Source organism: Desulfonema magnum, assembly GCF_017377395.1.
Classification (GTDB): Bacteria; Desulfobacterota; Desulfobacteria; order Desulfobacterales; family 4be13; genus Desulfonema_C; species Desulfonema_C magnum.
This window is the reverse complement of record NZ_CP061800.1, coordinates 2086402-2108229: the sequence shown is the minus strand read 5'-3', so window position 1 is coordinate 2108229 and position 21828 is coordinate 2086402. Positions and strand designations below refer to the sequence as shown.

The window sequence follows — 21828 nt, the reverse complement described above, 5'->3', positions numbered from 1 at the left end:
CCGGTCTCTTTAAGGAGAAAATATGAAAAGACTGGCCGCGCTCTCTTATAAAAGCATTCCTGCCAAACTCTTTTTAGTAAATTTTATGATTTGTATTACCTTTATCTCCGTCGCACTCACTGTTTTTATTTCATTCCGTTATATAAAAAAGGACATGACCGGAGTATTTACCGTCAAACTGAATCAAATCATTGGAAATGCACAGACAGGAAGAGAACTCGGGGAGCTGATCGCGGACACCAATTTTCTGATCGCTGCTTTCTACGGAAAAGAGGAACTTTTGAAAACTGAAGGCCAATATCTTGTCACCAGGGCAGCCGAGCTTTCAGCAAGGGGAACAGATGCTCGGCTAAAAGAATCCCTGAACCAATTTACAGATAAAATGCAAAGACTTCTCGACCAATGTGCGGCCGTAAACCATACCCGGAAGGAAATAAAAGCCATCAATCAGAAAATTGACAGCAGCTTAACCTCGATGGAGAAAACAATTTCCGAGAAAATTGTAGATTACATGATGGAAGGACAGGATATTTCTGTCCTGGAGCGACTTCCTTTTGCAATCGCCGGATATCACGAAATGCTCCTCCGGCTGGATATTCAGTTTACCGAACGGGGTATGGATTGTCACCAGTTATCAATAAAGGAAGAAAGCCATCCTCTGCTTGTATTATTAAAGGAGCTTCAGTTGGGATTTCGAACCCTGACAGGCTATGATTCGGATATTGCCACCTATGGCAAACAACTCATCGGGGATGCCGGCACATACAGGAAGACAATAATAAAGTTTCATGAGGCTCTCGAAGAATTTCAGACAAGGCTGAACCAGACCGCTCACGAAAAAGAACATCTGATGACCCTGATGGGAGAAATTGACAAAGAATTCGCACAAGCCACTGAGGAAGGGGTGAGAATTTTTACAGAAAAAATCTCTTTGGGAATAACAAAAGGAATTTTCATAAGTCTTCTCATGGCAATGTTCATCATTATTTTTTCTTCCTTTCTGAGCAGATCCGTTACCCAATCCTTACAGCGTCTCATCAAAGGACTTGAAAATATGTCTCAAAGGGTGTCTGTCGGTTCCGGGGAGATATTATCCTCGAGTCAGCAGCTTGCCCAAAATGCTTCTGAGCAGGCCGCTTCTTTGGAAGAAACATCCGCAACCATGGAAGAAATGGACGCAACGACCCGACAAAACGCGGAACATGCTGATCATGCAAATGACATTATCAAAAATTCCGCAGAGGATGTCAGCGCGGCCGATCATTCTGTGAAACAACTGACGCTTTCCATGGAAGAAATATTCCGGGCCAGTGAAGAGATACGGAAGATTATAAAGGTGATTGATGAAATTGCTTCTCAGACCAATCTTCTGGCACTGAATGCGGCTGTGGAGGCGACCCGGGCAGGGGAGGCCGGGGCAGGATTTGCAGTGGTCGCGGATGAGGTTCGAAATCTTGCCATGCGAACGACAGACGCTGCGAAAAATACTTCCGTCATTATCGAAACCACAATCAGCAAGGTGGCTGACAGCTCAAATATGGTCTCAGTGGTCAATGAGACCTTTGCCAGAGTGAAAAAAAATTTCCATGAAATCGGCCAACTGATCGCTGATGTTGCCGCAGGTTCAAATGAACAGGCCCGGGGGATCACCCATATCAGCATATCCATGTCTGAAATGGATAAGGCCGTGCAGGTGAGCGCCGCGAATGCTGAAGAGATGGCTGGCACTTCCGAGGAAATGAATGCCCATGCCGGTTATATGAACGGATTTGTCCGGGAACTGTCAGCCCTTGCGGGCAAAAATGCTTTTATTTTCTCTTGACATATTCCCTTGGTGTGCTTCATAAAGTTCTTTCAGACTTATGCATAATAAAAAATTCACAGATTCATACACCGAAGAAACCATTAGCAAATTGGCTCAGGATGAAACAGGCAAACGCCACTATTATCGTCCGGTTTACTCTCTGCATAAATGGTGGGCGCGTCGTCCCGGGGCTTTGTTTCGCTCAGTTATCCTTTTGGCGACAAACTCGGCAGACATGCTTTTTATCACAAACGGCGGGTCTTTGTCTCCGTACAGCCACTATTTCAAAAGCCATAACCTGGAAGATATTATAATAATCCTCGATCCTTTCATGGGCGGCGGCACAACGCTGGCGGAAGCCAATCGCCTTGGAGCAAAGGTTATCGGCTGTGATCTCAATCCTGTGTCTTTCTGGATTGTGCGGGAGACACTCAGACCCATAGATTTGGAGAAGCTCGACAATTATTTCCATAAATTGGAATAAACCGCGGGTAAAAAAATCCGTTTGTTGTATAAAACCGAGTACGTTCGTTTCAAGTCTCAGACAGATACGCTTTGTGCTTTCTGGGTGCGTCATGTCATAACAATTTATCCCTCCGGAGTGCCAAACTGCAAGTTTGGCACTCCGGATAATTTTTTGATTAAGGGATTTCCCCAAAAATAAAATACCCGGAAATGTAGAAATTTTTTTGTATCGGGTATATTATTTATTTCGAATTCCCTAACCGTGTGCGGAATTTCTCAGCGGTCCCGCACAGCCCCAAGACTTTTCGATCTGCTGAGTCTGAGACTGAGAACAAAGGGATCCGGCGAGAGGATGCCGGAGAATTGGAAATAAGAGGATATCAGGGCTTGAGAACAAAAGGATGCCGGAGTTTAAAAATGAGAAGCAATTTTTCTGTCAGTGCGGTGATGATCTGTGTTTGTCTCTTTTTCCTTTCCTGCGGGGGGCCTGCTGAGGAAAGCCGGATCACGACGCCCGGGGCCATAGATGTGACAGCAGACTCATTTTCAATTTATCCGGGAGAGACAACACCTGTCAGGGTTGTTGTGTATGATACAAGCGGGAGATCCCTGTCAGGTGTTCAGGTCACCCTGACGCTTGATGATCCGACATTGGCATCTATTACTGATACCGTGACAACATCGGATAATGGCATGGCCGAGGCCATTCTGACAGCAAGAAATTACCCGGGTGAAATCGGAGTGATAGCCACAGCGGGAACCGTGAGCCACGATCTTTCCGATAAAATCATCATTCTTGATGAATTTGCGCCAAATCAAATTGATTTAAAAGCAAATCCTTCGCGTGTCATTATTCATGAAACTTCCGCAGTCACAGCCCAGATATCAGACGCTGACGGATATCCGGTCCCCGACGGCACAGAAGTTGTTTTTGAGGTCCAGGACAATCTCCTCGGAAGCATTTCGCGTGCTTCAATGATGACACATAACGGTATGGTCACTGCTATTTTTGAAGCGGCTGACCAGTCCGGGACAGTGACCATCAGTGTGAGTTCGGGAACGATTTCCAAAGCAACGGATATTGTCATTGAACCGCCTCCTGCGGCAGTCATAGAATTCCTTTCAGCCGAACCTCAGATGATAGCAGTCCGGGGCCGCGGGGAAAATGAGACATGTGTTGTCAGATTCATTGTAAAAGACGGTAAAAATAATCCGCTGAATAATGTGAATGTGCGGATCACCATGACCGGTCCGAACGGAGATGAATATATCAGGGCCGGGGCTGACGGGCCTGCTGATGAAGCCGAGGTTTTCACAGATGAGGAGGGCATTGCCGAGGTCACGCTTCACAGCGGCTATGTGGCAGGTCCTGTGATTCTCACTGCCGCGACAGATGTTTCAGGTATGCTGATGACAACGCAATCCCCGATGATTTCCATTGGCGGAGGTGTTCCTTCTGCAAAACGTCTCAGTGTGGCCTCTTCCCAGCTGAATCTTGCAGGACTTGAATACAATAATATAACAGCAGAAATCTCGGTCTGTCTGGCGGATCGTTTTGGCAACTATAATGTTTTAAAAGGAACTTCGGTCTTTTTTGCCTCGGAGCGGGGTCTCGCGGTGAACAGCAGCGAAGGGGTCTCAGATGAAAACGGTCTGGCCCGGGTAAGCGTCCGCACCCAGGGAGGGAGTGCCGAGGATGTGATGCCGTTTCCCTGGGAACTTGAATTACAGGACTATTTACAAACGATTTACGGATATGATCCAAAAGACGCCAATCCGAGAGACGGCCTGTGTTCTGTTCTTGTTTACACAAAGGGCGAGGAGCATTTTGATGACAGCAATGGCAACGGTGTCTGTGATCCCGGGGAAATTTTTACGGACACGCATGAGGATCCGTTTTGTGATTATAATGACGATGACGGGTATGACAGGCAGGGAACTGGCCATCCTGAGGAGCTATGGTTTGATTCGGGAGGCGACGGATTCTGGGATGCAAAAAATGGCGAGTGGGACGCAAACAAGTACATATTTGAAAATTTTCAGATTTTGCTCACAGGTACTCCGGTCATCTATTTTGAAAAAGGTGCTGAGAACCTGGCCATAGAAGATGGCGATTCCCGGGAAATCAGGGTAGTTGTCTGCGATCCAAATCTGAATCAGTTGACCCGTGGCTCCGAGGTCACGATCAAAACCGATGCCGGCATATTGTCCGGCGAAATATCCAAACAATATGAGGACAGTGGCATCAGCACAAATCTGGCTGACCATCTCGCACTGACTGAGTATGTGTTTACGATTCATGATGACAAACCTGGTGACGCTACCCCGGATGAAAAGGCCACGATTACGGTGCAGGTCAGTTGGAAGGTAAGCGACAACCTCACAAGGTCATCTGAAAGTTCAATTCAGATTGGCTGGAATCGGAAACCGGAGAATGATACAATTATTCCCGCGGCCGTGGATGTGAGGGCTGTTTCGGATTTGCTCCTTCCCGGGGACACGACAGAGATTTATGCCGGTGTATATGATGAAAGCGGAAACCCCATATCTGACGCTGAGGTTATCTTTACATTGAATGATCCTGCATTGGCGTTTATGATCGGGACGGCGACAACATCGGCCCGCGGTGTGGCAACCGTCCTCCTGACTGCAAGAGATTACCCGGGGGAGGTGGAAATTACCGCGACATCGGAATCCGTGAGCAGTGATCCTCCGGCGCGGGTGGTTATTCTTGATGCGTCCGCCCCGGATGAAATTCGTGTAAAGGCATCCCCCGGAAGCATTCCTGTTCTCGGCATGTCCGCGGTGACGGCCGAGGTGCTGAACCCGGCAGGAAATCGTGTCCCTGACGGCACAAAAGTGACATTTGAGACTGACAGCGGCGTTTACGGAAAAATTTCTCCGGCCTCGGTGACAACATACGCGGGACTGGCAACGGCCATGTTTGAGGCGTCTGATCAGCCCGGATTCGTAAAGATCATCGCTGGTTCGGGAGACATTTCCGGCTCGGCAGATATCGAGATCACGGAGATGCCTGCACAGCCTGTGGCCGCCATGATAAATGTGACCGTGGCCAGGGATTCAGTTTATCCGGGGGAGACAACCGAAATTTATGCGGCCGCGTATGATGCGAGCGGGCATCCCCTCTCCGGTGTCGGGATCACGTTCGCACTGGATGATCCCGCATTAGCGTCTGTTACCCGGACGGCAACAACATCGGCGGACGGTGTGGCGACTGCCATTCTGACCGCAAGAGATTATCCGGGGGAGGTGAAAATTACCGCGACATCGGAATCCGTGAGCGGTGATCCTCCGGCGCGGGTGGTTATTCTTGATGAGTCCGCCCCGGATGAAATTCGTGTAAAGGCATCCCCCGGAAGCATTTCTGTTCTCGCCACTTCCTCGGTCACGGCCGAGGTGCTGAACGCGGCCGGAAATCCGGTTCCTGACGGCACAGAAGTGACGTTTGGGACTGACAACAAAGTGTATGGAAAAATGTCTCCGGCCTCGGTGACAACATACGCGGGACTGGCAACGGCCGTGTTTGAGGCGTCTGATCAGCCCGGATTCGCAAAGATCATCGCGGGTGCGGGAGATGTTTCCGGCTCTGCCGATATCGAGATCACGGAGATGCCTGCACAGCCTGCGGCCGCCATGATAAATGTGACCGTGAGCCCGGATTCGGTTTATCCGGGAGAGACAGCCGAAATTTATGCGGCCGCGTATGATGCGAGCGGGCATCCCCTCTCCGGTGTCGGGATCATGTTCACGCTGAATGATCCCGCATTAGCGTCTGTTACCCGGACGGCAACAACATCGGCGGACGGTGTGGCGACCGTCATTCTGACCGCAAGAGATTATCCGGGGGAGGTGGAAATTACCGCGGCATCGGAATCCGTGAGCAGTGATCCTCCGGCGCGGGTGGTTATTCTTGATGCGTCCGCCCCGGATGAAATTCGTGTAAAGGCATCCCCCGGAAGCATTCCTGTTCTCGCCGCTTCCTTGGTGACGGCCGAGGTGCTGAACGCGGCCGGAAATCCGGTTCCCGACGGCACAGAAGTGACGTTTGGGACGGACAGCGGCGTTTACGGAAAAATGTCTCCGGCCTCGGTGACAACATACGCGGGAGCGGCAACGGCCGTGTTTGAGGCATCTGATCAGCCCGGATTCGCAAAGGTCATCGCGGGTGCGGGAGATGTTTCCGGCTCTGCCGATATCGAGATCACGGAGGCACCCGCACCCCCTGCGGCCGCCATGATAAATGTGACCGCGGCCCGGGATTCGGTTTATCCGGGAGAGACAGCCGAGATTTATGCGGCTGCGTATGATACGAGCGGGCATCCCCTCTCCGGTGTTGAGATTACGTTCGCAGTGAATGATCCCGCATTGGCGTTTATTACCGGGACGGCGACGACATCGGCCCGCGGTGTGGCGACTGCCGTTCTGACCGCAAGAGAGCATCCGGGGGAGGTGGAAATTACCGCGAATTCGGAATTCGTGAGCGGTGATCCTCCGGTGCGGGTGGTTATTCTTGATGAGTCCGCCCCGGATGAAATTCGTGTAAAGGCGTCCCCCGCAAGCATTCCTGTTCTCGGCACTTCCTCGGTCACGGCCGAGGTGGTGAACGCGGCCGGACATCCGGTTCCTGACGGTACAGCAGTGACATTTGAGACTGAAAACGGCGTGTATGGAAAAATGTCTCCGGCCTCGGTGACAACATACGCTGGAGTGGCAACGGCCGTGTTTGAGGCATCTGATCAGCCCGGACTCGCAGAGGTCATCGCTGTTTCGGGAGATGTTTCCGGCTCTGCCGATATTGAGATCACGGAGGCACCCGCGCGGCCTGCGGTCGCCATGATAAATGTGACCGCGGCCCGGGATTCGGTTTATCCGGGAGAGACAGCGAAGATTTATGCGACCGCATATGACGCGAGCGGGCATCCCCTGTCCGGTGTTGAGATCAGCTTCACATTGGATAATCCTGCTCTGGCGTTTATTACCAGTACGGCGACAACTTCAGATAAAGGTAAGGCAAAAGCCATTTTCACAGCAAGAGATTTCTCGGGCGAGGTTGACGTTACAGCAACCGCTGAATCTGTCAGCAGCGATCCAAAAAAAATTATTATAATTGAGAATTGAGAATTTGAAACTCGATTTATTGTGAGGAAGGGATGGATTATTTTAAAATCCTTAATCTGGATAAGGAACCTTTTTCCAACTCACCTGATCCGGAATTTTTTTTTCATTCCCAGCAGCATCTGTCATGTCTCCAAAAACTGGAAATATCGCTCCGTCTGCGCAGAGGTTTAAATGTGATTATTGGTGAGGTGGGAACCGGAAAAACAACACTTTGCCGCCAGCTTATCCGCAAGTTTGCCAATGATGAAGATGTTGAAACTCATCTCATCCTTGATCCTTATTTCAGCGATTCCTCGGAATTTCTTATCACAGTCACCGGAATGTTTGAAAAAAATGAGTCCGAACATTTTAATTCGTCTCTTTCAGGCGACATTCCTGATGACTGGCACTTAAAAGAGATCATAAAACAGTATCTTTTTCGTAAGGGGGTGGATGAAAAGAAAACCATCATCATGATCATTGACGAGGGGCAGAAACTTCCCGAGTTCTGTATTGAAATCCTTCGTGAATTCCTTAATTATGAGACCAATGAATACAAGCTGTTACAGATCGTCATTTTTGCACAGAAAGAATTTAGGGAGATACTCAGGGAAAAAGCCAATTTTGCAGACCGAATTGATCTTTATCATTTTTTGGGGCCTCTGAACTTCAAAGATACAAGACAGATGATTCAGTTCCGGGTTCAGCAGTCAGGCGGTGCTGTGCAACTGCCCGGGCTTTTTACTTATTCGGCTTTTTGGGCAATATACCGGGCAACCCGGGGATATCCTCGGAAAATAATCAACCTGTGCCATCGAATCGTCCTGACGATGATTATTCAGAACCGATCCGTGGCTGACTGGCCCATGGTTTGTTCATGTGTGAAAAGGGGATTGCCAGACTCGCACCGAAAAGCCGGGTTTTTCAAATTTGGTTTTAGTCGTGTCGTTTTCTGTCTGCTTTTCGGGCTGATCGTGGCGGCTGTTATTGAAACTGGAGACTGGAAACTGAAAACTGAAAACTCGGAACTGAAAACTGAAAACTCGGAACTGGAAACTGAAAACTCGGAACCTGAAGCTGGAAACTCAGAACTGGAAACTGGAAACTGGAAACTGGAAACTGGAAACTCGGAACTGAAAACTCGGAGGCCAAAACTGGAAAATGGAAAGTTACCATCTGAAATGCCTTTACTATTGGGGAAAATCATTGTAAAAAAGGGAGAGACGTTGGGGAAGTTAATCAGAATGGTTTACAGCACGTTGATCCCTGAGTATCAGAAAGCTGTGATACGGGCAAACCTTCATATAAAGAATCCGAATCGTCTTGCAATTGGCGATGTCATCTCTTTCCCGGCAATACCTGTTAAAATTCAGGATTCAAAGCCTGAACTCCGAAATTCTTTTAAAGGATATTGGGTGGAAATAGCAGAGGCAGATAATCTTGAAACGGCATTTCAATTGCTCAGGGCATATCTTTCTGATAATCGAAATTCGAGGGATATTCCTTCCGTCCGTTTAATCCCTTATTGGCATAAACACAACGGGTTGAAATTTTCATTGATCCTTACAGAATATTTTTCTGATAAAATATCAGCCCGCAACAGGCTGAACCGGTTGAGCGTGTCGGTATTTCCTGACGGAAAAAATGTCTTATCTTTTGAGAAGGAGACTGTGTTTTTTGCTGATCCTTTTAAGGGATTTTCCAAAAAATAAAATACCCAAAAATATAGAAAATGTAGGGTGAGTGGAGCGAAGCGCAACCCACCGGCATCTGACAAACGGTGGGTTGCGCTTCGCTCCACCCACCCTACATGCCAGGAAATCTGGGTATTCCCACTCTCAAAGCGGAGGAAAACATTGAAGAAAAGATTGGGAGAAATGTTGGTGGATATCGGTCTCCTGAATAATGAAGACCTTGAAAAAGCACTGATAAATCAGAAAAAGACAAATATGAAATTGGGAGAGTTTCTTGTCCAGGAAGGCCTTGTCAGCGATCCTCAGATGCTGAACATCATCTCAGAGCAGTTAGGGGTGAAAAAATACCGTCCGGATAAATATCCCATTAATGTGAATCTTTCTGAAATTCTTCCCATTGATATGGCTCAGAATTATCAGGCTGCCCCGCTGAAAAAAAACGGCAGTCTCCTTATTATGGCTATGACGGATCCCATGAATATCAATGCGCTGGATGCCATTGAAGCATATACCGATATTGAAGTTGAAGCCGTAATTTGCACTGAACAGCAGCTGAATTTTCTGATCACGAATATTTACGGTGCTGAATCCGGGATCGGCGGGGTCTTGGGAGATATGGAAGCAATGCACTACAATAGCGGTGATGAGGATATGGAAAAATTGCTGGCGACTGAAGATGTGGAAGTAAAATCCCTCCAGGGAATGGCTGAGGAGTCGGGAACTGTTCGTCTCGTAAATGCCATTCTTTCTCAGGCTGTAAATGAGGGGGCCAGTGATGTGCATATCAGCCCTGAGAAGGATTCTGTCCAGGTCCGGTTCCGTGTGGATGGCAAGCTTCGTGATGTGCCGGCACCTCCCAAGAGTATGATTTTGCCTATTGTTTCCAGGTTTAAGATTCTCGCGAATATGGATATTTCTGTATCCAGAATCCCCCAGGACGGAAGATTCACAGCCCGGATGAATAACAAAGAGATCAATGTCAGGGCATCCATCATTCCCACCATCTACGGGGAGAATCTGGTGCTGCGTATCCTTGATACAAGCACGGGAATTTATGCGCTTGAGCAGCTTGGCATGGCCGAGGAAGACAGAGACAAAATCGAATCCACGATAACCAAGCCCTATGGCATGATTCTGAGTACCGGTCCCACAGGAAGCGGCAAAACAACCACGTTGTATTCAGTTCTCAAGAAGATCAATCAGCCGGATATCAATATTATTACGCTGGAGGATCCTGTGGAATACCGAATTGAAAAGATACGGCAGACCCAGTTAAATCGGAAGGCGGGCATGACCTTTGCCAGCGGAATACGGTCAATATTGCGCCAGGACCCGGATGTTATTATGGTTGGAGAAATCCGGGACCCTGAGACAGCCACCATTGCTGTTCAGTCAGCCCTTACCGGTCACAGGGTTCTCAGCACCATTCATACCAATGATGCGGCAGGAACCATCACCCGCTTTGTTGACATGGGCATAGAGCCGTTTCTTATTTCTTCTGTATTGTTGCTGTCAATTGCCCAGCGTCTGGTCAGAAAGGTTTGTCCGTATTGCAAACAGCCTTATGATCCGCCTTCTGCTTCTTTAAAATATTGGGGACTGGAAAATGTTTCCAGGTTATTCCGGGATACTGATTCGGAGGGCAGAGGAGGCTCTGATTTCATGCAGGCAAAAGGGTGTTTCAATTGCATGAATACGGGCTATAAGGGCAGAATAGGCGTGTTCGAGGTTCTGGTTATTGATGAAATGATTCAGAATATGATCATAGAAAACAGGCCCGCACATGAAATCACACGGGCTGCCAAAGCAGCCGGAAAATTCAAATCATTAAAGGAAAATGTCACTGAAAAAATATTAAAAGGAATAACAACAATGGATGAGGCTGCATCGGCAATTATGACGTGAACAGTTATCCGTGGGCCATGAAAGTCATCTGAATGGCACAGAGAGAAGATTATCACCAGATCGAAAACATTTGGAGAAAGCTCTGAAAGCGCGTAGTTAAGTACCCGATCAAAAGTTTTTTATACATTTTTTTCCGCGAGCGGCGGAGAAACCCGGCTTTTTCCTTTACCCGAGACGCATCATTCCGGAAAAAAAGCCGGGTTTCTTCCCCGGGCAGATATTAAAAATTTGGTAGTCCTGCAAAGGTAGTGATGAATCCCGTTCACTCCCCCGATTATCGGGACACTGAATCCCATTCATCACTACTTGTGCAGGACTACCAAAAATTTATGGTTAGGTACTTATATCGCCCGGGGTAAAGCCCCGGGAAAAAGAATTTCAAATAAGAGGAGGAAATATGCCAAAATTCTCATACCAGGCCATAGATGAAACCGGAAATAAAATATCCGGGTTGCTGGAAGCTGAATCAGCCGAAATGGCGAGCAATGTATTAGCTGCCCGCGGCCATATACCCTCCAAAGTAAAAAAGATAAAAGAGGACAAGTCCGGGGCAAAATCATCTGAAACCGGCCAATGGACCATAGGAGAGAAATTGGTTCAAATTAAGGCATGGGAACTGATTCTTTTTACCAAACAGTTCAGAACCATGATCCGGGCAGGGGTTCCCATGCTAAATCTATTACAAGTAATGGAGAATCAGACAGAGAATCGGAAACTGAAAAAGGTTGTCGGTTTTATGTCCCGGGATATTCAGGACGGATTAAGTCTTAACGGCGCATTCAGAAAGCACCCGAAAATATTTTCTCCTTTGTATTGCAGCGTGGTTCAGGCCGGGGAAGCCAGCGGCGAACTTCCCAAGGTTCTGGATCGCCTGACCTATATCATGGAACATGAACACAAGATAAAATCAGATATCAAGGCTGCTCTTCAATACCCTGTCATTGTAAGTATTTTTCTGGGGATTGCTTTTTTTGTGATGCTGACCTTTGTTATTCCCACATATGTTAATATATTTGTCAGAGCAGGCATAGCCCTTCCTCTGCCCACTCAGATATGTATTCTTATGTACGAGTTTTTATCTGGCTACTGGTATTTCATTCTTATTGGCGTGGTCGCAGGGGGGGCAATGCTGATCTCTTTTATCAGGACAGAACCGGGGAAATACGCGAGGGATTTTTCTCTGATGAAAACCCCCGTGCTTGGCCTTCTTTTTATAAAGGCGACCATGTCGCGGTTTGCCAGTATTTTTGCCATACTTCAGTCCAGCGGCGTGCCAATTCTTGATTCCATGACGATCCTGTCCGGAACCATCGGCAATGCGGCAGTCTCCCGTGAATTTAATCGAATAAGAGAAAAAATTGAAACAGGGAGTACCATTTCCGCTCCTCTCAAGTCTGCCAAATATTTTACCCCCATGGTTGTCAATATGGTTGCCATCGGAGAAGAGTCCGGAAACCTTGATGAAATGCTGAATGAAATTACAGAGCATTACGATACAGAAGTGGAGTATGCCATGAAAAGAATTTCCGAACTCATCGCTCCTTTTATGACGGTTGGTATGGCCGCAGTCGTGGGCTTTTTTGCGCTGGCAATATTTTTACCCATGTGGGATATGACAAGAATGGTGAAATAATTTTGAAACTTGAAACTGGAAACTGGAAACTGGATAAAGTCCGAATTTCAAGTTTCAAGTTTCAAGTTTCAAGTTTCAAGTTTCCAATATGACGCAGAAACATTATCATATAAGTCTTTATATTATTATTCCGGTGATTTTTGGCGGTTTTGCTATCCTGGCGTCTGTTATGTCCTTTCGTCTGACTGAATATTGTATGGAGCATCATTTGGATCCGGGCACACCTGCTTTCTGGCTTGCGATTATTATTGGCGGTATTACCTACGCGTGTACTTTGCTTATTCTCTGGATTATTTTAAGACCTGTGGAAAAATTTATAGAAGAGACAAAACAGCTCAGAGTTCTTTCCGATAGGAAACCGGAAGAAAATAAGAAAAAAAAATCAACAGACAAGATTAAGGAGTTCACCCAGGTTTTTGAACAGGTTACAGATGTGCTTACGATGGTGGAGGTTCGGAAATATTTTCCGGATATTATTGCTGACAGTAAGGCCATGCGGGGGGTGTTAAGCCAGGTCATGAAAGTTGCTCCCACTGACACGACGGTGCTGATTCTCGGAGAAAGCGGAACCGGAAAAGAGCTGATTGCCACAGGTATTTATGAAAACAGTCTTCGTAAAGACAAGCCGTTTATCGCCCTCAATTGTACGGCTGTACCGGATGAGCTTTGGGAAAGCGAACTTTTTGGTCATGAAAAAGGCGCGTTTACCGGCGCGATTGCCAAAAAACCAGGAAAGTTTGAATTGGCAAACAAAGGGACTTTCTTTTTGGATGAAATCGGTGATATGCCCCTGAAAACCCAGGCAAAACTCCTTCGTGTGCTTCAGGAAGGGGAATTTGAGCGCGTGGGCGGACTGCATTCTATCAAAGTTGACATACGATTCATCGCCGCAACAAACAAGGATATTACACAAATGGTAGAGGAAGGAACATTCAGGGAGGACCTTTATCACCGGCTTAATGTCTTTCCTGTCCGACTCCCTTCGTTAAGAGAAAGAAAGGAAGATATTTTGGTGCTGACAGATCATTTTCTTCAAAAAAATGTGCCTGAGCCTGCCAAAGTTTCACCGGTGGCCTCTCAATTACTCATGGCGCATGCATGGCCGGGAAATGTTCGGGAACTCCAAAATGCTGTGGAACGGGCCACGGTCATGTGTGAGGAAGATGCCATTCAGGCGGAACATCTGCCTGAAAATGTTAAGAAAAGCTTAACAAATCAGACGATTGCCCCCTTGAAGGAATTATTGTCCATAGATGAAAAACTGGAAGAAATTGAAAAAAATCTGATCATTGAAGCCTTGCGCAAAGGAGGCGGATTTCAGGTCAATGCGGCCAAGCTCCTGGGGATCAGCCCGAGGAAACTGGCCCACAGAATAGGGAAATATAATATTGACCCAAAAAGTTTTAAAAAATCCTGATGCTGTTTTTTAACTCCCGCGGCTTGGCAGTTATTTGCAATTTTAATACCCGGGAACGGCTAACTGCTTTTTTTTATGATTTTATTCAATATGCTTTCCTTTTTCCGCAACAACAAACATCCCCGCCCCGAATATTGCCCAATGCTGCTGAACCAGGCAATTCCGAACGGATCCGGAGTGCAAAAATTTTATTTTTGCGCCTGCGAAAATTTTATTTTTGCGCCTGCGAAAATTTTATTTTTGCGCCTGCGAAAAAGCATTTTTCGCACTCCGGAGAGAATACCGGAAAACCTGCTTACGCCTGAGTCAACAGTATTGCGAATATTGCCGAAGCTTCAGTCCCATATGCATCAGTCTGAGATAGCCGGGCAGGACTTTGTAGGATTTACCACCCGTCTGAAACAGTTATGGTCAGGGACCCGCGGACATCTCAGACGGGCTTGCAAACTTCTCCCGACAAATTTTTGACCTGATTCAAACAAAAAGTTTGTCATTCCTGCGAAAGCATGAATGACAGAGAAAAACTTGATTATCGAGTTTCAGGGCTTTCTCTGAAAGGTTTTCGATTTGCTGCCAGTCATCAGATAAATAATTTCCCACACTTCGATTAACATAGATATTTTTTCTATTGAATCTGTATCTTGTTTATAATATTGTACGCTATTTTTAGAAAACAACGTATCCGGATCTTTGGCCCGGGTTTTGACAAACAGCCCTTTCAGGGGGCTTTTCCTGAAAATTTTCGAGCTGCTGTATTCTCCCGGATACCCGCCAATGCTTTTGACTTAGGCAATTCCGAACGGATCCGGAGTGCAAAAATTATATTTTTGCGCCTGCGAAAAAGCATTTTTCGCACTCCGAAGAAAATATCGGAATACCCGCTTATATTTAAGTCAACAGTATTGCGGATACCCGCCGGCCAGGACATGCCGGGCCAAACTGTAAGTTTGGCACTCTGTTTTTCGGGTTTCGGCCGCGGATTTTTATTTCTGATCAGGTCTGTTGTATGACAGATTATAATATTCTGATACCTAAAGGAATCAATTTTACAGATTATAAAGCCGGCAGACCTGCTTTTTCAACACAGTCAGGCTTATTTTGATCGGCAATTTTGTTTAAAATGTTTCATTTGATGTTCAAATTTTTTTTGTTGACTGAATTTATTGTCTTTTTTAATCCGGATTTTCATAAGGTCAATAGTTCGGACAGTTTTTATAACCTATTGTTTTTACAGAATTTGTAAATTTCGAGGCTGAAAATTCAAATCCTTTAATTTCAACATGTTACAGCTTTACACACCGCTGATTTGCGAAAATTGTCCGAACTATTGATAAGGTTATATTTTGAATTTTTTGAAAAAGGGAAGTTTGACGCCACAGGCAGCGGATTTCTGCTTTTGCAGGAGTGACAGGCCGTTTTCGAAAGCAACTCAAAAAAGTTGATCACTGAGTAATAGTAGATCGAAAAGTTTCCGGACTGTGTGCGATATGGCAGATAAACCCGGCTTTTTCCCGGGTCAGAAGACTCTCCCCGCCGCAAAAAGCCGGGTTTCTCCCCATATGCATCAGGCTAAGAATGCGGGACGGCTGCCGGACGGGGTTTGCAACCCCGTCCGAAACGTTTGCGGGCGGCGATCCGGAAAATATTCCGGACGGGGTTGCAAACCCCGTCCGGCAAAATCAGAGTTAATAAAAACAGTAGGTTGTAATCTTAGCCTGATGCATATGGGGTTTCTCCCCCGTTCGCCGTGTCTGTCCCGCGACAGCCCGAAAATTTTTCGACCTACTGAGTAATAATGAAAAAGAATCAGTTGAAGCTGCTTTGAGAAGTTGCTATAATGATAAATATAGGAATGTGCAAACAAACGCATGATTCAATTCCCTCAGAAGCCTCTTGTTTCAAAGTGAGTGCCTGAGCAAAAGTTTTTTATACATCTTTTTTTCCGCGAACAGGGGAGAAACCCGGCTTTTTCCGTCACAGGCCGCGGGTCATTCCGGGAAAAAAGCCGGGTTTCTTTTCCGGGCAAATATCGAAAACTTATGGTTAGGTACTTATCTAGGCTTACAAAATTATTATGCAACGCAACCCGTGGACAAAAAGGTATGTCTCCGGCGGTCGCGAAAGGCATTCAGGCAGTCTATGTTTGAATCTGAAGTAAAACAGAATAATCAGTAGCCTGATAAACAAAGTTGATTTCAAACAGCACAGAAAATACCTGGTCTGAAGTACAGGATAACCGGGCATTTTATCGGAGAGCATAAAAAATGAACGATAACCTGGCAAAAAAAAATATACTTATTGTTGATGACGCGCCCGCAAATATCAGAGTGCTGGTGGAAATATTAACAGATGATTATGAAATCAGCGTTGCCACCAATGGTCCCGAGGCACTTGAGATTGCAACATCAAGGACAGAATTGTACGGGGTTCCTGACCTGATCCTGCTGGATATCATGATGCCTGAAATGGACGGATACGAGGTTTGCAAAATTTTGAGACAACATCCTTACACAAAGGATATTCCGATAATTTTCATCACGGCTAATACAGATGATGACACACTAAAAGAAGCTTTTGAATCCGGCGGCACGGACTATGTGCGTAAGCCGGTGAATAAAATTGAATTGCTGGCAAGAATCAAATCCGCGCTGACACAGCAGGAACTGACCAAAAAACTTTTGGAGGAAGAGAAACTTGAAGGTGTGCTTGAAATGGCAGGGGCAGTCTGTCATGAACTGAACCAGCCCATGCAATCCATTTTAGGCTTTTCTCAGTTGTTAATAGATGACTTGTCAGAAGAGGATCCCAGGTATGAATATATTAAGATTATTAAAACTCAGATAGATAAGATGGGAAAAATTACAAAAAAACTTATGCGGATTACCAGGTATGAAACGCGTGAGTATATACAAAGTACTAAAATTATTGATATTAACAAGGCTGCGGAAGGAGAGTGATGACTGATGAATCAGTTCTGAGTAAGATGTCAGGCGCGGGGGTTATGAGTTTCAGACTTCGGAGGTTGTAATTTCCGAAAAATGAGTTTCAGACTCCGGATGTTATAATTTTTTATATAAAAAAAGGGAATGACACATGGACAGAATAAAAAATAATGATTTTAAGCCATTATTGGCGTTAAAAGATCGGCCAATTTCATCCAGCGGGGGGTTTGTGATTCCCATCGCATATGAACTGGAAAACAGCAATTATATGTCAGCAGACCGCTATGATTTTCCCAATAACGGACGCATATGGGTATCAAGCGAATATGAAGCCATAGACAGACGATTTGCGGATTATGAGTTTTTTCGGGTCAACAGATACAGCGCAGATGAGAATGAGGCATATATAGAAAATGATTATCTTGAAAAATATTGGATGAGAGGGTCGGACGCGGAGGCATTAAAACGGTTTGAAATGTGTCCGATTATTGAAGAGGAACTTCCCTCGGTGGAAAAGCCTTATGTGAATTTTATCGGCCCGCTGCCGAACCGATCTGTTTTTATTAATGACGGCACATATCTTTTCGGACCGTTTGAATGGGCAAAGGATGACGAGGGGATCCGACTGAGCGCTGCCCAGTCCCCCTTATTGGGGCTGAAACCGGATCATGTATTTAAGGTTAAAGCGGAAAATGCCAATAAAATTATCATAAAATTTGATGATTTTAAGAATTATATTTCTTTGCCCCCCGTGACTTATCTTTTTAACACCAATTTTTTAAAGACCGTTGAGTATGATCAGTGTGATTATATTGCCGATGACAGATTAATTACATGGGGGAACAAATATTTTCTCAGATCAAGCAGTGCCAGGCTGAACCGAAAAACAGCCACGGAATGGCTTGAGGCGATTAAGAGTCTGAAAAATCTGACCGGCATGGATACGGAACGCCGGGACAGGCTCATAAAATTAATTCCGGAAATTTTCGAGGCCGGGACCCAGCAGGCTGCTCTGATTAATAATTTTTTAACCAATGAAACCGAGGGAAAAAGAATCGTTGAACAGTATCTTGAAGATAATAAAGACAAATTCTTTAAGGATCATCTGAAACATATTGAGGACAAAGCAGAAAAAGAAGCAGCCAAAATTAAAAGAGAACTTTATTTTCTTAATGCCAAGAAGGATCAGCTCTACAGGGAAATTGACGAACTGAGCAAGAAAAAAAAGGAAGAGAAAACACGCTATGAACAGGAACGGACCGAAGAGCTTCGTGCCATAGAGGAGAGAATCGGTCAGCTCATTCAAATTGAAGAACTGGATGAACAGATCACATTCCTAAAGCTGAACAAGAAAAAGATCGAAACGGAAATAAAAAAACTGAAATCAGAGGATATCGAAGAACGGCTCACTGAAATTAAGACCTATCTGGATCTGCTTAACGGGAATTATATCCGGGAACCGGAAGTGACAAAACCCATAGCCTCATATATAAGACATAAAGCCTTTAACGGAACCAGAAAAGAGTTTTTAGATAAAATTCATGATTACCTTGCAGAACAATGCGGCCGCAATTATTCCTTTGATGAAATCGCAAACCTGATGATATGTATTCAGCAAAGTTTTCTTACGATTCTGGCGGGTCCTCCCGGGATCGGAAAGACATCTATCGTCCATTATCTCGGAGAGGCATTGGGAAACAATGACAATCTGCTGAAAATTCCCGTATCCCGGGGATGGACCTCCCAGCGGGATATCCTGGGATATTTCAATCCGCTGCGCGGTCAGTATCAGAAAGCAAGAACCGGTCTGTACGATTTTCTCTATGTCACCCAGGCAGAGAGCAAACTGCCTGATTTTCCACGATGGGTATTGTTGGATGAGGCCAACCTGTCTCCCATTGAGCATTACTGGGCGGATTTTCTCGGCATGTGTGATCCGGAAGGAGACAGGAACCTTGACACAGGATGTTCCAATAACCAAAGATTTCTTCATATCTCACCCTGCATCCGCTTTATCGGAACTGTTAATAATGACAATACCACAGAACGATTATCTCCCCGCCTCATTGACCGGGTTCCGGTGATCAAACTTGAACCGAGCTATGAATATTCCAATCCCATTAACAGCGACCGGATGAAGCCGGATTCAGCATTATCATTTGAAAGGATGAAGGATTTTTTCGGAGGGTCCGAGGAAGAGGATTTTGCCAGTAAAGAGGGGGATATCATTAAAGAAATCATTGAAATATTACAAACAGAGACAGCGGATTTCGAAGGCGCGCCTGTGGTCGTGATCAGCCCTCGGAAATATTATTCAATAAGACGATATTGCGCAGTTGCCAGAGATATTCTTGTGGATGAACAGGCCATTGATTTTGCCGTGGCCCAGTATATCCTCCCGCTGATAGAGGGATATGGCACGGGATTCAGCAAACGACTTGAAAAGCTTCAGGAAATTACCACGAACAACTCGCTTTACCGTTCAAGCAAGCTTTTACATCGTATTATCGAGGCCGGCAAACAAACGCATAATTCGTATTCATTCTTTAGTTAATCACAACGCCTCGGGTTTGTTCAGAGTCAGGCCGTCTGAATCACCTATTTTTATTTGTCCGCTTTGATTGCCCTTCGACAGGTTCAGGGCACGCTGTTCCCACTCCCTGAGCCTGTCAAAGGGAGCGGGAAAAGGAGCGGAGAAAATCGGATAAAAAATAATGACAAAAAATGGCATTTTCAGACGGCTCAGTTCAGAAACCCCGGCCCGAACCTCAGAAAAATTATGGATGATCAACAAGATTTCAGATTTTATATTAACGTGCTATCCGGCGGAAGGCAGGGGGAGCGTATTGAAATCCCCCTGCTTGACAGAATGACAGAGAACACATTTCCGTGGATTCTTGAGGATGAGGAAATTTCCTTTAAGCTTATCGCGCCAGGTCACATGCAAAACCCGATTCTCTGGATTTCGGACCTGCCTAAGCCGCCTTCATATTCCAGAACACTGGATAACAAAATTATTTATATATGGCATCCTGAATCCAGAGGAACAAATCGCTATCAGGCGTTTTTTCTGAATTGCTTCGGGTCCTGTCAGTTAGATATTGAGATGCGCAAACAGGGGGGGGAACAACAGTGGATTGAACTGGCACCGTTTGAGGTCAAAGCCAAAAAAATCACTGCGGACCGCCTTAGAGAAATGATTAAATATCTCTCATCCCGCGTGGATGATCTGGCCGGTGCAAGTTTCAGCGTGACCCAGGTGGCAGCGGAGCAGACTAAGGGGAGGAAAAGGGTAACAAGTTTTTTAAAGGAAGTGGAAGAGGGACTGAGCCTGTTTGAAAAACAGCTTCCCATCCTCCTTGGAAAACATTGCACCCGCCTTGTCCCGAAACGGGTGGTGCATATGCCGAGGCCGGATCATTATTTCGAGGCAAACACTTCGGAATGGCTGCTTTCACATTTGGATATTCTCATCCCTGTTCCGGATTTTAACGAGGCGGTCGCGATCATTGATAATCGCCCATATACTGTGAACCGTCTGGAGGTCAACGAGCTGGTTGAGGACAGCAATGTGTATGAGAATCAGGTTCTGCACAGCTATTTAAACAGTATAAAAACCCTTTTGCTGGAAATCCGAAAAGAATGTGACCGCCTGGAATCTCAGACATCATCCGGGCCGGTAAGAAGCGGAGAACCTTTTGAAACCCCTTCCTATCGGAACGGGTCCAACAACAGATATGTCAGCTTTTCCAATGAGATAAAAAGTTCCGTGGGTGCGCTGTTCAAAGGACGCAAGGCAAAATGTGATCAGCTCATGAAAAAATGCAATTACCTGATGCGGGTGCTTGATGAAAAAATTCCGGTGAGAAGGCTTCTCGTGGGAATGCCGTCCCTGACCCCGTGGGTAAAGGCAAATATTCATTATCGCATTTTATTTGAAAAGATCATCAGGTGGTATCAGATGGGCACGGCTGACTGGTCTGATGAGGAAGCCCTGGTGGGGGTTCGCTCCATAGATGAGCTTTATGAGTATTTCTGCCTGTATAAGCTGATTGACGGCCTTGAAAAACTGGGATTTCAGCGAAAAGATATTCCTGATGCAAAAACGCAGGAGATGGTGTATCAGGACAGTATGCCGAAACATAAATATGAATTCCAAAAAAGCGGCATGAGCCTGATATTGTATTATGAAAAAGAAATATGGTCGCCGAGGTATAAAGCTGCCCGGGAAGAGCCTTATCTGAATGTGGAAGGCTGGATATGGGACACCTACAGGAAAAAAGGGAAAAGAACCCGGTTCAACTCCAAACGGGTGCCGGATTATATTTTTGAAATTTCAATGAATCAGGACCGGCCGGATCCGAGCGGGAAGAACAGTATCCTGGCAATTTTTGATGCAAAGTATTCTCCGGCTGATATTGTCTTTTTTGAAAAACTTCCGCTTCTGGTCATGCGCTATGTCCATGGCATCAGCAGAAGGCAGGGCGGTTTTTCGCCTGTGATTTCTCTGTATCTCCTTCATCCCAAAGACACGGACAAGGGACCGGAAAGCGAAGCGGTTCGGTCCTTTTATACAAATGCTTATGATTTGTTCGGAAATAATGCTGTCATTCCCGCCCTGGGCGCGGCAGAGGTTGATCCCGCGTCAACTTGGGATATTTCAAGATTAATCGGGCGGATTGTGGCACTGGCAGAGCAGGAGTTGCAGACGTAACGGATTTTCCGGACTCATCTGACTCGCTTCCGCACTTGTCACACCAGCCCCCGCGCTTGTCACACTTGTTCTCACGCTCTTTTTGCGGATGTCTTGTTCCGTTTTTTTTCCGGGCGGAGATTTTTCGTTTCAGCGT

Annotated in this window: 11 protein-coding genes; all 11 read left to right on the top strand. The window is 46.0% G+C overall.

Annotated elements, in window-relative coordinates; translation table 11 throughout:
- The first annotated feature begins 22 nt into the window (after nucleotides 1-22).
- The 11 genes from dnm_RS08440 to dnm_RS08390 all read left to right on the top strand — a co-directional run bounded on the left by dnm_RS08440 (nucleotide 23) and on the right by dnm_RS08390 (nucleotide 21692).
- Nucleotides 23-1822: a methyl-accepting chemotaxis protein gene (locus tag dnm_RS08440; protein ID WP_207682230.1), complete on the top strand. Its 1800-nt coding sequence runs from the start codon at nucleotides 23-25 to the stop codon at nucleotides 1820-1822.
- Between the two features lie 40 nt (nucleotides 1823-1862).
- A complete protein-coding gene (locus dnm_RS08435; protein WP_207682229.1) occupies nucleotides 1863-2288 on the top strand; it encodes a DNA methyltransferase in 426 nt (141 codons plus the stop codon).
- A 398-nt stretch (nucleotides 2289-2686) separates the two neighbouring features.
- A complete protein-coding gene (locus dnm_RS08430; protein ID WP_207682228.1) occupies nucleotides 2687-7408 on the top strand; it encodes an Ig-like domain-containing protein in 4722 nt (1573 codons plus the stop codon).
- 32 nt (nucleotides 7409-7440) lie between these two features.
- Nucleotides 7441-9099 carry an AAA family ATPase gene (locus dnm_RS08425; RefSeq protein WP_207682227.1) on the top strand — a complete coding sequence of 553 codons (1659 nt, stop codon included), beginning with the start codon at nucleotides 7441-7443 and terminating at the stop codon, nucleotides 9097-9099.
- Between the two features lie 144 nt (nucleotides 9100-9243).
- A complete protein-coding gene (locus dnm_RS08420; RefSeq protein ID WP_246556257.1) occupies nucleotides 9244-10986 on the top strand; it encodes a GspE/PulE family protein in 1743 nt (580 codons plus the stop codon).
- 397 nt (nucleotides 10987-11383) lie between these two features.
- Nucleotides 11384-12619 (top strand): type II secretion system F family protein, encoded by a 1236-nt coding sequence (locus dnm_RS08415; protein WP_207682226.1) that lies wholly within the window; start codon nucleotides 11384-11386, stop codon nucleotides 12617-12619.
- A gap of 88 nt (nucleotides 12620-12707) precedes the next feature.
- Nucleotides 12708-14036, top strand: coding sequence for a sigma-54 interaction domain-containing protein (locus dnm_RS08410; RefSeq protein WP_207682225.1), 1329 nt, complete (start codon nucleotides 12708-12710; stop codon nucleotides 14034-14036).
- Between the two features lie 141 nt (nucleotides 14037-14177).
- Nucleotides 14178-14504 carry a hypothetical protein gene (locus dnm_RS08405; RefSeq protein WP_207682224.1) on the top strand — a complete coding sequence of 109 codons (327 nt, stop codon included), beginning with the start codon at nucleotides 14178-14180 and terminating at the stop codon, nucleotides 14502-14504.
- 1796 nt (nucleotides 14505-16300) lie between these two features.
- A complete protein-coding gene (locus dnm_RS08400) occupies nucleotides 16301-16993 on the top strand; it encodes a response regulator (RefSeq protein ID WP_207682223.1) in 693 nt (230 codons plus the stop codon).
- A gap of 136 nt (nucleotides 16994-17129) precedes the next feature.
- The gene (locus dnm_RS08395) at nucleotides 17130-19532 is read left to right on the top strand and encodes a DUF8727 domain-containing protein (protein ID WP_207682222.1); all 2403 of its coding nucleotides are present in this window, start codon (nucleotides 17130-17132) and stop codon (nucleotides 19530-19532) included.
- A 225-nt stretch (nucleotides 19533-19757) separates the two neighbouring features.
- On the top strand, nucleotides 19758-21692 hold the full coding sequence (locus tag dnm_RS08390) for a hypothetical protein (RefSeq protein WP_207682221.1): 1935 nt from the start codon (nucleotides 19758-19760) through the stop codon (nucleotides 21690-21692).
- Nucleotides 21693-21828: the final 136 nt, after the last annotated feature.